Below are 13,041 nucleotides of genomic sequence, written 5' to 3'. Positions count from 1 at the left end.
AGATCGATATTGGAATTTAATCATGTGGGGAGGAATCTACGATGAACCGTAGTCGTATGTCCAACCCTACCCGTAGTCGACTTGTTGATCAGCTTGTTTTTCTTGACGAGCAAACGACGATGTACCTTAACAGTTATCCTTCACAGCAGAAGATTCAAGTGCATAAGAGTATTAAACAATATGTAAAAATATTAGAGAGATTACTTGAGCTTGATGATGTTAATCTTGTAAAAACATTGAGCAAAGTTACGGTAATAGGAAGTAACATTACTATTTGTTACGAAGAGGAAGGATCAAATGAAGTATTTACAGTGGTCCTCCCAACAGAAATAGATCCTGATCAAAATAGGATATCGCTGTTTTCGCCAATTGGAAATCAATTGTTATCGAAATCAACAGGTGAAACCTTCATTCTTCAAACTCCGGAGGCAGAATATTCCGTTCGGATTGTAGGGACTGCACTTAGCTAAAAGTAACGGTTATACTTGAGACTAAAAAGCACCCAAACGGGTGCTTTTTCCAAATTCATTCACATATTCATACAAGGGGAACCATCGATTATGGTAGCAAAGGACAACTACGGCGTTTACGGGTACCGCTTCCAAGAAAACCCCGTACTTCCGCTTTACCAGTTATTTGCCGTCGGATTTCAGGATATTCGGCAGCAAGAATATGACTGGGACGGCATGAAACGAATTGACGGGCCCTTATATTTATTCCAATATACGATTTCTGGACGAGGGAAGATCGAGCTAGATGGACATCATCACGATGTGCCAGAGGGAACTTCCTTTTTAGTTGAAATACCCGGCACACATCGCTACTACTTACCTGAAGACAGCTCGCATTGGACGTTCTATTTCGCTTTATTTAGGCAGAGCCATTTGCAGCATCTGTGGCAGGGAATACTTCAGGAGCTTGGACCCCTGCCGCAGTTCGAACCCCGCAGCTTAGTCATTCGTCGGCTCGAGGCCATCTACTCAGAAGCCCGAATTGGAGCAATAAAAGACGGCTATTACGCATCCTCCCTTGTTTATAGCTTCATGATGGAGCTTCTTCGAAGCAGCAGTGCGCAGCGCCAGGACCGAAGTACTTGGCCAGAGATCGTACGTCGGGCAGCTGATTATATGGAGATTAACTTTCGAATACTGGAAGGACTTGATCAAATCGCAGAAGCAGCTGGCAGCTCAAAATACCATCTGGCACGTACCTTCCATCAAGCGACTAACTTCTCACCGATGGCCTATACTTCTAAGCTCCGAATCGAACTAGCCGTGAAATTACTTCGGAGCAGCTCATTGACCGTTGAAGAGATTGCTAGAGAGGTCGGCTACCAAAATGGCAGCTATTTTAGCAAAGTATTCCGCAGCTGGACCGGCTACTCACCAAGCAGGTTTCGTGAAGGAAAGGAACTTCTTTCAATCGATCAGATCATGTTTGACTAGTTACATACCGCAATATTTTACATGTGACAGCAAAACATTGCGCTAGCTTCCCTAACAACTTCGTCTTATTATATGGCTATTACTTTAAACGAGAAGGGACGAGTTCATGTAATGAGCATTCATCACCAATGGGCTGCCATGCCGCCGCTCGGCTGGAATAGCTGGGACTGTTATGGCGCAGCCGTCAATGAAGAAGAGGTACGTGGGAACGCGCAATATATGGCGGAACATCTAAAACCTTACGGCTGGGAATATGTTGTCGTCGATATACAATGGTACGAACCTGGAGCCGTTTCTTCGGCTTATCGTCCTTATGTCCCCCTTGAGATGGATGCTTTTTCCCGTCTCGTTCCAGCTGCAAACCGTTTTCCATCCGCTACAGATGGACAAGGTTTCAAGCCCTTGGCTGATTATGTTCACAGCCTGGGATTGAAGTTTGGTATTCATATCATGAGAGGTATCCCACGACAAGCGGTTCATGCGGATACACCGATACTAGGGACAAACGCAAGCGCACGGTCCATTGCCAAAACGTGGAATGGCGCGATATGCAAGTGGAATACAGATATGTACGGCGTCGATCCATCAAAGGAAGGCGCACAGGCCTATTATGATTCCTTATTTCAGCTTTACGCCTCGTGGGGTGTCGACTATGTCAAAGTCGACGATATCGCAGATTCATTGCTCTACGGCATTCAACTAGATGAAATTCAACTTATTCGAAAAGCAATTGATACGTGTGGACGCCCGATGGTGCTGAGCCTATCTCCAGGTCCAGCACCCCTTGAGTACGCAGAAGAGTTGAAGGCAAATGCTAACCTATGGCGTATGACCGATGATTTCTGGGACATCTGGCGGCTACTCTATGGCATGTTCGAACGGTGTGAGAAATGGGCTCCGCATGTCGGCTCAGGAAGTTGGCCGGACTGCGATATGCTGCCTCTCGGTCACATCGGCATTCGTTCCGTCGACGGCGGAGCTAGCGACCGCTGGACCCGATTCACAAAGGACGAGCAGAAAACAATGATGACTCTTTGGGCGATTTTCCGCTCGCCTCTTATGTTTGGAGGAGAGTTAAGGGACAATGATGAGTGGACATTGTCCCTACTCACGAATGAAGAAGTGCTGGATGCCCTTCGTAACGGGCGAAATCCCCGTCAATTGTACCGGGAGGAAGAGCGGATTGTGTGGACTTCGGAGGGGACCGATGGCGTCCGTTATGTCGCTCTGTTTAATGCTGGTGATGAAGTTCAAACAGTTCAAGTGACATCTTCCCAGCTTGGTATTGATTCAATTGGAAGTGTGCGTAACCTATGGAATCGCGAAGAACTCAGTACGCCTGATGAGCTTTCTTTTACACTTGAGCCGCATGCGTCTATGCTTTTGAAGCTTTCTCTTTAAAACAAAAAAGCGATCTCTAGCCATATTGGCTAAAGGTCGCTTTTTGCTTTTATGAATATCCACCCACTACCGATATGCACGCATCGCTTTGCGCAACTCCTTTAACGTAGGCCGCTTGCCGTACATCAGCACGCCGGTGCGGTAGATCTTCGCTGCAAGCCAAGCCATCGCGCCAATCGAAAGCAGCTGAATGATGATAGAAAGCGCGACCTGCCAGAACGGCGGGCTGCTCATTCCGATACGTAAGAACATAATCATAGGCGAGAAAAATGGCACGAATGACATCGTCACCACGAACGGTGCATTCGGATAGTTAAGTCCGAAGATCGCAATCATGAACGCCGCTACGATGATATAGGTGACTGGCATAATGGCTGGCCCCACATCCTCAGTGCGGCTGACAAGCGAGCCTATTGCTGCGAAAATCGTCGCATAGATGAAGAAACCGAGTAAGTAAAAAATTAAGAAATAAACGATCAATGATATTTCCAAATCGCTCCAGCTGATATTCAGATCCTTGATGGCCGAGGCATCGCTAAATTGAATATTAAGGACAGAAACGGCGATGAGTACAGCAATTTGTGATAGCGCCAGCAAGCAAATGCCAATGATTTTACCAAACATCTGCTTCAGCGGTGACACGCTTGTAATGAGTAATTCCATGACGCGCGTGCTTTTCTCCGCTGTGATTTCCGTTGCAACGAGATTCCCAAATCCAATTGCACCCATGTAAAGCATGAAGAGTAGAATATAAACCAGAATATAAGACAACCTCATTTGGGACTCTGTTTTGCCCGTAACAGCTTGATCCGTTGTGGATATTTGCACGGTTTCCAAGGACACCGGCGTTTGGATATCCGTTTTTAGCGTATCTGGCAGACCAGCTCCTTGCAGCACCATATCCGTCTTGATTAGCTGAAGTGCCGTTTGCAGCTTACCTTTTGGTGAGGAATCCAGCGTTCCTGTGGATTTATAGCGCAGCTTCGGGAATCCGCCCTGTTTCCCATCCGTGAACTCTAAGTATCCCTTAATCTTCTTATCCACGATTTGCTGTTTCCCATATGCCTCATTTGCTTCTACACTGCCTTGATCTGAAAGGGGTACAATTTGTATCTCTGCATTCGGCTGATTGGTATAAAAAGCTTCTAATTTGGATGCCACAATTGCTTGTTGCGTACCAAATACCCCTATTTTCATCGCCTCATCGGAAGAAAATTGCTTAATAATCGTTGGAAGATGGATCAAAAGCGACATCAGGATTAGTAGGATGAGACTCATCACTTGAAACGATTTCGTGCGAAAGCGAGACAGGAATGTAAATTTAATGACTGTCCATATACTATTCATTTTGGCTTCCCACCTTCTGGATAAAAATTTCATTCAAGGTAGGCTCCATAATTTGAAAACGCTGCACAGTGGACCGTTCCATCGCGTATTGCAGAATATGCTGCGCGGCTTCTGGTTGCGCAATGCGAAGCTCGTACCCATTTAGCCCTTGGTTCACAGAAGTTACGCCTTGAAGCTTCTCTAACCCCTCTACACTCGTCGCTGTCTCCAGTACAACTCTCTCCTTAGGGAAGCTCGCTTTAATGTCCTTTAAGCCACCTTGAAGAATCGTATTTGAGCGATGCAGCATACAGATATTTTCACAAAGCTCCTCCACATGCTCCATCCGATGGCTGGAAAATAAAATCGTTTTTCCCTCATCGCGCAGGCTTTTCACCGTTTTCTTCAGCAGTTCTACATTCACTGGATCCAGTCCACTGAAAGCTTCATCCAGAATTAGGATATCGGGATTGTGTATAACCGCGGCAATAAATTGAATCTTCTGCTGGTTCCCTTTGGACAGCTCTTCAACCTTACGGTTGTAATAATCAGGAACCTCAAATCTTTCCAACCATAACTTCAAGCTGCGCTCTGCTTCGCGTCGTTTCATGCCCCTAAGTTCAGCTAAGTATAAGATCTGCTCGCTAATTTTAACTTTAGGATATAAGCCACGCTCTTCAGGCAAATACCCCATTAAGCTGCGCAGTTCTTCCCGATATCCTTGTCCATTCCACAATATGTTACCTTCATCTGGGTATATGAGTCCGAGTACCATCCGCATCGTTGTCGTTTTGCCGGCCCCGTTTGCGCCTAACAAGCCATAAATTTCTCCCTGCTTGACTTGCAGCCCAATGCGATTCACGGCGGTTTTATCCCCGTACTGTTTCGATACGTCTTGTACAATCAAAGGGTATGTCATCACTTGAGCCTGCCTTCCCTCACGAATTGCTTGCGCTTACTATTTTACATGAAAGTGGAAAAATAATGAATTTCTTTGCACAAAATAAAAAAAGAGAAGCCATCAACGCTTCTCATAGCGATTTAACGCTAACTTCTGAATTTCAATCGCCCGATCAATTTTGGATGATTTCATTTTGCTAACGTAGCTATCGAACGCCTCAAGCGGCTCAACGCCGAGGATAATCTTCAGAGACATCTCATCGACGAGTGTCATCACATCCATCATAATCGAAGAAAATTCAGCACTCTCCAGCTCCGTCTTCGGAATTTGCGGTAACGTGTACGATTCAACTTGCGTATCTGCCCAGATGCCAATGGCTTTCCTTTGCTCAGGCAAAGTGTAATATTGCTCAACATACCGAGCATCCTGTACAAACGGCCCAAAATAGCTTGCTCTCGTATACATCGACAAGGCTTGCGAAGGTGCCAACTTGTCTGGATTTCGCAGGATCCAATCCGTATACGTCGGATAGCCGTCTTTTAACGTATAGCTCGTTCCTTCAATCCCGAAATTGAAGAGCATATGCCCCTCGTCGCTATAGCCGTAATCAAGCAGCTTGGCAGCCTCTGCCGCATGTTGACTATTACTTGAAATAGCTACCCCACCGGTGCCTACATAAGCGTAGCTTTTCTGCCCGAATTTAGGCTTATCGCCTTTATGCAAGACGGGGTAAGGGGCAGCAGCAAATAAAGCTGATTTGATTTTCTCCTCGACAAGCGGCTGCCATTTCCCAATCCCTGCCCCTGCATTCCAAATCGTTGCGCCACTTCGCCCCGTTACCATATTGGAGTCCATCGTCTTGGTATCCACGGAAGCGATATTCTTATCAATTAATCCTTCCTCATACCACCCTCGGAAAGTCGCTAAGAAATCTTGGTAGCCCTTCTCCATGGGACCAAACTTGACCTCACCATGATCTTGATAAAAGCCTTTGCGAATCCCATAAGCGCCTACAAAAGCGCCGCCTTCAATCCCGAACAGCGGATTCGGCACGCCTAGAAATGTTAACGGAGCTGCGATTCCTTTCTTCTCCTTGAATGCCTTAAGCACCGTATGCCATTCCTCTATCGTGGCGGGAACCTCTAGTCCAAGCTCGTTAAGCCAATCCTGACGGATAATGGGCCCTTGATACGTACGAAGCTTATCATCACCACGGATGAATGGGAAAACGTAATAGCTGCCGTCATCGGTCCGAATTTGCTTATCGATTTCGGGATGCTCCTTTAAGTACTGCTTCAGATTAGGCGCATACTTATCAATGACCTCATTTAATCTCAAAATATAGCCATCTTTGATCGCCTTTTCAGGTCCGCCAGGGAAGCTGTCCCACTCGTACTCCATCATATCAGGCAGGTCGCCAGAGGCTAATAAGACATTCATCGCTTCCTTGGCTTGATTCGCAGACGGCTGTATGAAGGAAAGTTGGACTCCAGTCCTCTTCTGCCATTCTTGGAAAAAGGGAATATCCTTGAACTTCGCTTTCACACTCGCGGCATTCCCATTCAACTCTGACCAATAGGTCAGCTTCGTAGCTGCAGGCTCAGACTGCTCCTTATCTTTAACCGTAGCTGTAGGCTGCCCTGACGGTGTCGTAAGCGGCGTTGGGCTCTCAGATGAGCATGCTGTCAGCCCAAGGGTGATTATACCTAGAAGTAATAGCGTCTTGCTGCTAGCTCGTCTGCTCATTCTGTTCTCCTCCCCGTATGCATCTGTTTATCATCCTATCCTCATCAGTTCATTTCCTTATATTTCCCAGGCGTTATTCCCTCGTATTTCTTGAACACACGAATAAAGGTAGCTACTTCATTATAGCCAACGAGCCGCGCAATCTCCGAGATTGAATCTTGCTTATAGCTGATCATCTTCTTCGCTTGTTGAATGCGGTATTTCGTGATGTAGTCGAGCAAACCCTCACCTGTCTGGTCCTTGAATAATTTGGATACATAGCTGCCTCTTAAGGCAAAGTTTTCACCTATCGTATTCACATTCAAATTAGCATCTTGATAGTGCTCCTCGATATATTGCATAACTTTCGCGATAAGTTCCCGCAAGGTTTCCGTCCGTTCTTTCGTCTGGTTCGCTTCTATCTTAGAAGCGGCAAACGCACATACCTCTCTGAGTAACAGCTGCAGCTCTTGCTGCATTTCCAGAATGGTATCGCAGGCAATGATTTTATCCATCCATAACGGGTTATCCCCTAGCCAAGGCTGTGTAGTCCCGTCCCCAAGCTCATTCATCGCTTTCACCATCGTACCGACGAGATTGAAGATGAGACATCTAGCCAAAGTAAGCGACACCAGTGGCTTATCGAAATTACGTCCCATGATCTCGTTCATGCTAGCCGAGGCTTGCTCAATATCTCCCGTTTTGATGAGATTAATAATTTGCTGCTCTACTTGGAGCGGATAATAGTAGCCCAGCTGCAGCTTATCGGCCGTGTCGATTCGGATCTCATCGTAAGTGATGATCTCTCTCTTCCCTCTGACCATCTTATATTCCATCGCGTCCAAAGCTTCACTATAAGCCTCGGCAACCCCAACCAGAGAAGGGTGAACACCGCTAATAGAGATTGTTAGATCCATATGGAATCTTGTCAGGAATCGCTGCGCTTCTGCAGCAATCCAATCCAGATCAAGTTTCCGTTCTGCCGCATCCGTTTCTGCGAAGTTCACCAAACATACCATCATGTCGTCGATCTCAGCCACATAACCCGCATGCTGGCGATGTCCGACGAGCTCTTCAACGACATTCGTGATGATGAACTGCATCAATTTTCGGCGTTCATTAATGTCCATACCTGGTAAATTCGTAGATATACTATCGGAATTCTCAACCGCAAACAAAATAACCGCGAAGTGATTCGAAATCAAATCCATATGAAAGGTTTTGAACGCTTCCTCATACGAAATGAGCGAATCAATTCGCCCTTTTAATAATCGATTTAACATATTGGAACGAAGCACGTGATGGTGAGATTGCAGCTGCAGCGCGATTTGATCCTTCTCATTCCGTGTATGCGAGATCACTTTCTGAATGAAATGCAGTTCATTTCCATCCGCACGTTCTTCGAAGGCATTTTTATCAGAAATCGATTGAACCAAACGTTGAATCGGTGAGTAATTACGGCGTAGAAAGAACCACGTTAGCACCGCTGCACCAAATAAGCTAATTAGTATGCTAATGTAAGTAAACTTGCGGACATACTCCGCTTTTTCCCAATATATACGGCTTGGAATGATCAGCACATATTTCAAATCAGAAACAGCCGATTGAATATAGAAAAGCTCTGATTCTCCATCCTGTGAAGGTTTGTAAGTCACGTTATCCTCATCTTGCAATTGCTCCAAAATGAGATTCTTATTCAACGTCACAGGGACATTGGAGAGTAGAACTTGATTGTCATGATTAAGGATGACGATTTGCCCACCGCTAAACCCTGAGATGCTTTCGATTGCCTTCTCGAACCGTTCCCTATCAGCCATCACAACGACAGTACCTGTCTGCTTACCATTCAGATCCTTGGGCAAGTGTGTGACGTACGCGATGGAGGAGGCAGATGGACCAGCATCTACGCGGGGAAGGATCAGAAATTGGTTATTCGTAGCTTGGTGGATCGTATCTAGCCATTGTTCATACCTGATGGTACCTGTATTGTGAATTGTATCAAACGCTGTATGTAGATCTCGCATATTTCCTGGACGAAGAATCGAAGCCTCCTGATCCCAAGTCACATAGAATTCATCGATTGTCGCATACGAGGTTTGGTACATCCGAAACTCTTTCACTAATTGAAAAGCCAGATATTGATCATCATTGGTTCGCATGTTGGAGTACATCAGACTTTGTAACTTAGCATTCCAAGTAATTTCCATATTCAACCGTTTCATCAAATCGAATTGCGTGTCGATCGTGTAACGGACTTGTTTCAATAAGGAATCATTCGCACGATGAATTTCACTTTTTAATGCATGACTAGACTGCGAGTATATGAGGATGCTCATCAACATAGGCACGAATAGTACGGCACTGTAGGATAACAACCAGGTAAATATAATACTTTTTCTTTTGGGCCAAAAAAATCGAAGCTTCACTTGGATCTCCTCCCGCTGCGCACCTTGAAAATTCCTCTGAAGGGATTGTCTCCTTCACTCTATTATACCTCTGTTCGCAAGGGGAGGAATGTCCAAAATGACAAATCCGATTGATAAAAGCGCTACTCGACCCCTATTTCCATGGTCTACCCCTTCAGGGAACCTACCATAACCCCTTTGACAAAGAAGCGTTGTACGAATGGATAGACACATAGAATAGGCAATGTCGCCACGACGATCGTCGCATATTTGATGGTTTCTCCGATCTGGAAACGATCACCCGCATCAGCTCCCACGGACATGCCATCTGTTGAGTTGGAAATTAAGATTTCCCTGAGAACCAGTTGTAGCGGGAAGAGGTCTCGGTTCTTGATAAAGATCGATGCATAGAACCAACCATTCCATTTATCTACCGCATAGTACAGAATCATGACGGCAATGACGGGCATGGAGAGCGGGATGATGATTCGGAACAATATCGTAAAGTGATTGGCCCCATCGATTTTGGCCGACTCCTCTAAGCTGTCTGGTATCGCCATAAATGCTGTTCGCATAATAATCAAATTAAATGTGGAGATCGAGAATGGAATAATTGTCGCCCATAGGGTGTCGAGCAAGCCTACATTTTTGACGATCAAATAGAGCGGGATTAACCCCCCATGGAAGAACATTGTGATCACGATAATGATCATAAATGCCTTATTCCAGATGACATTTTTTCTAGATAGCACGTAGGCACCTAACGCTGTCATCAGCAGGTTCACTAGCACACCAGCGACCACAATAAACATGGTGTTTCGGTAACCAATGAGAATTCCGGGGTTCTTCATAACCCCTTTATAGGCTTCCCAACTAAAGCCAAGTGATTTATATAAAATCCCTTTGTGCGCAACTAATTCATTGGCATTACTGAACGAAGCAAATAGAACGTAAAGTAACGGGTACAACGTAACCACAACAAGTAGGGTCAAAATCAAATGAATAGCAACATCGAATAGTCTTTCTACGAAACTAGGACCTTTTCTCATCAACATCACCTCACCATAAGCTGCTTTCATTTACTTTACGACTAATGTAATTCGCTGTAATGAGTAGGATTAGATTGATAATGGAATTAAATAAGCCGACAGCGGAGCTGTAGCTCCACCCAAACTCCAGCAACCCTTTACGATAGACGAAAGAAGATATCACGTCTGCCGTTTCATAACTGACAGGATTATAGAGCAGAATAATCTTCTCAAAGCCTACGTTCAACAGATTACCCATACGCAAAATAAACATAATCGCAATCGTCGGCATGATACCTGGCAATGTGATATACATCATCTGTTTCCAGCGACTTGCGCCATCCATGCGTGCAGCTTCATACTGTTCCGTATCAATGCTCATTAACGCTGCAATATAAATAATAGACTCCCATCCAATACGTTGCCAAATCTCGGACAAAATGTAAATCGGCCGGAACAACTCCGCTTTCTGCAGCATCGCTTGCCCGTCATACCCGAAGGACATCGCGATATTGTTAATGACACCATCTGCATTCGTAAAGTCTGTAATAATCCCGCAAATGACGACAAGCGATATAAAATAAGGCATATACGTAATCGTTTGTGCAACTCGCTTGAACGTCTTACTTCGTACCTCATTAATCAAGAGGGCCAAAATAATCGGAGCAGGAAACTCAAATATCAAAGAGTACAAGCTGATGACCAGCGTATTTTTCAATATGCGCCAAAAATAAAAAGAGCTGAAAAAATCATGAAAATGCTTAAAGCCTACCCAATCACTGCCAAGGATTCCCTTCATAGGTGAATATTCCTTGAAGGCAATTAAGGCACCATACATCGGTGCATAATGGAAAATCAGGTAATAAACGAGCACAGGTACCATCATGAGGTATAAGTATTTATTAGCTATAAAATCACGGATATATCTATTTGTCCCCGTTCGTTGCTTCGTAAGCGTTACGCCTTCCAGTGGCTGTGTATTTGCCATCTCCATCCTCACCCTCTCACCAGTTTACTTATAGAGAAGGGAGATCTCAGATCCCCCCATCTCTCCATGCTTAACGAAGGAAAACTTATCGCTTGTTATATCGATCAAGTGCTGCTTGCTGAATCTCAATAGCGCGGCTTAAATTCAGAGACTTCATTTTATCCACATACTTCTCAAAGCCATCTACGGGCTCGTTACCCAAAATAATTTTCAACGTCATTTCATCCACCAACGTGTTCATGTCGCCCATGATTTTCGCGTATTCGGAGCTTTCTTCCGGTGTAGGCGTTAGAGGCGGCAAGCTATATTTGGCTGTATCGGTTTTCTTCCACACATTGATGGCATCGCGTTGGGTTGGCAGTACAAAGAACTGTTCCGCATATCGCTTATCTTGGATAAATGGACCGTTGTAGCTGCCGCGAATGTACATGGACATCGCTTGTGCAGGTGCTAACTTATCTGGATTTTTCATCAGCAAATCGGTGTATTTCGGATACCCATCTACCATCGAGTAGCTGACACCCTCTGTTCCGAAGTTGAAGAACATGTGACCTGCTTCACTGTACCCATAATCCAGCAACTTCACAGCTAATTCTGGATTCTTGGATTTGGCCGTTACCGCGACAATCCCTCCAGAGGAATACGGGTTATCCTTTTGACCAAATTTCGGCGTATCGCCTTTCTTGAGTACCGGATATGGCGCTGCTACCAGCTGTGCTTTTGGATCTTTAGCCTGGATCAGTGGCTGCCATTTGCCTATTCCACCGCCTGCGTTACCAATACTTGCCCCTGTCGCTCCCGTTGCGAAGCTGCCATCCAAGGCTTTCGTATCCACTGTAGCAATGTTCTTGTCTAGCAAGCCATCTTGAAACCATTGGTGGAAGGTCTTCAAGTACTCTTTAAAGCCGCTTTCCGACGGTCCGAATTTGATTTTCCCATTATCCAAATAGAATCCGCGGTTCACGCCAAATGCGCCTAAGAATGCACCGTTGTACGATTCATTGAAAAATCTTGGTTTGCTGATAAAGGATAATGGCGCGGCTGCACCCTTCTTCTCTTTAAACGCCTTCAATGTCGTTGTCCAGTCATCAATCGTTTCAGGTACAGGAAGTCCTAACTCATCTAACCAGTCTTTACGAATCATCGGGCCTTGGAAAACTTGTAAATACTCATCTCCACGAATGAAAGGGAATGCATAATAGCTGCCGTTATCTGTTTTCACCATCTTGTCGACATCTGGATGCTCTTTGAGGTATTTCTTCAGGTTAGGCGCGTATTTATCAATCAGATCATTCAATTTCAAAATGTAACCATCTTTAATGGCTTTCTCAGGTCCACCTGGGAAATCACTCAGAAAGTTGTATTCGATCATATCTGGCAAATCGCCAGATGCGAGCATCACGTTTAGCGCTTCTTTGGCTTGTCCTGTCGGAGGCGCTAAGAATTTCAGCGGAACTCCGGTTTTCTTCTGCCATTCTTGGAAAAAGGGAACATCGGCATGTGTCGTTTTCACACCTGTTAAGTTCCCGTTCAACTCACCCCAATAGGTAAGTGTTTTATCCGTTGTCATCGGATATGTCGTTGCGGTAGTTGTAGCTGGTGATTGTGACTCACTCGTTGTTGTCGTTGTTTCCGTCTTCGAGGAACAGGCAATCGCTGTGCCCATCATCATGATAATCATGGTTGAAGCTAAAATTTTCTTCATTCGTTGACCCTCCACTACATGTTATGTTGAGATGCATCTCTTCCTTAAGCGTAGTGGAATCAATCGGATTAACCTATGAGCAATATGAAGAATGGCATGGTCATTTCGTCATGTCCA

Annotated in this window: 10 protein-coding genes; 3 read left to right on the top strand and 7 right to left on the bottom strand. The window is 45.1% G+C overall.

The genetic code is table 11. The annotated features are described in order from the left end of the window. Positions 1 to 41 precede the first annotated feature (41 nt). The 3 genes from L6I86_RS28450 to L6I86_RS28440 all read left to right on the top strand — a co-directional run bounded on the left by L6I86_RS28450 (position 42) and on the right by L6I86_RS28440 (position 2,846). Entirely contained in the window at positions 42 to 470 is a 429-nt protein-coding gene (locus tag L6I86_RS28450) for a GreA/GreB family elongation factor (RefSeq protein ID WP_236291836.1), read from the top strand. 90 nt (positions 471 to 560) lie between these two features. Further along, complete coding sequence (locus tag L6I86_RS28445) at positions 561 to 1,445, top strand: AraC family transcriptional regulator (RefSeq protein WP_236291835.1); 885 nt, start codon at positions 561 to 563, stop codon at positions 1,443 to 1,445. Between the two features lie 111 nt (positions 1,446 to 1,556). Continuing rightward, entirely contained in the window at positions 1,557 to 2,846 is a 1,290-nt protein-coding gene (locus tag L6I86_RS28440) for a glycoside hydrolase family 27 protein (RefSeq protein ID WP_236291834.1), read from the top strand. 66 nt (positions 2,847 to 2,912) lie between these two features. Here L6I86_RS28440 and L6I86_RS28435 read toward each other — a convergent pair whose 3' ends face one another. From L6I86_RS28435 to L6I86_RS28405, 7 genes are all read right to left on the bottom strand, one after another. Further along, complete coding sequence (locus L6I86_RS28435) at positions 2,913 to 4,193, bottom strand: ABC transporter permease (protein WP_236291833.1); 1,281 nt, start codon at positions 4,191 to 4,193, stop codon at positions 2,913 to 2,915. Further along, positions 4,186 to 5,091: an ABC transporter ATP-binding protein gene (locus tag L6I86_RS28430; RefSeq protein ID WP_236291832.1), complete on the bottom strand. Its 906-nt coding sequence runs from the start codon at positions 5,089 to 5,091 to the stop codon at positions 4,186 to 4,188. The genes L6I86_RS28435 and L6I86_RS28430 overlap by 8 nt, the downstream gene beginning before the upstream one ends. Positions 5,092 to 5,193: 102 nt before the next feature. Further along, entirely contained in the window at positions 5,194 to 6,819 is a 1,626-nt protein-coding gene (locus L6I86_RS28425) for an extracellular solute-binding protein (RefSeq protein WP_236291831.1), read from the bottom strand. 44 nt (positions 6,820 to 6,863) lie between these two features. Further along, positions 6,864 to 9,224, bottom strand: a complete 2,361-nt coding sequence (locus L6I86_RS28420) for a helix-turn-helix domain-containing protein (protein ID WP_236291830.1) — start codon at positions 9,222 to 9,224, stop codon at positions 6,864 to 6,866. 146 nt (positions 9,225 to 9,370) lie between these two features. After that, entirely contained in the window at positions 9,371 to 10,252 is an 882-nt protein-coding gene (locus L6I86_RS28415) for a carbohydrate ABC transporter permease (RefSeq protein WP_236291829.1), read from the bottom strand. A gap of 10 nt (positions 10,253 to 10,262) precedes the next feature. After that, complete coding sequence (locus tag L6I86_RS28410) at positions 10,263 to 11,219, bottom strand: ABC transporter permease (RefSeq protein ID WP_420851945.1); 957 nt, start codon at positions 11,217 to 11,219, stop codon at positions 10,263 to 10,265. 85 nt (positions 11,220 to 11,304) lie between these two features. Further along, complete coding sequence (locus L6I86_RS28405; RefSeq protein WP_236291828.1) at positions 11,305 to 12,924, bottom strand: extracellular solute-binding protein; 1,620 nt, start codon at positions 12,922 to 12,924, stop codon at positions 11,305 to 11,307. Positions 12,925 to 13,041: the final 117 nt, after the last annotated feature.

The organism is Paenibacillus allorhizoplanae, from assembly GCF_927798215.1.
GTDB classification, from domain to species: Bacteria; Bacillota; Bacilli; order Paenibacillales; family NBRC-103111; genus Paenibacillus_E; species Paenibacillus_E allorhizoplanae.
The sequence above is the reverse complement of the archived record's forward strand: the minus strand, read 5'-3'. Positions and strand labels throughout refer to the sequence as shown.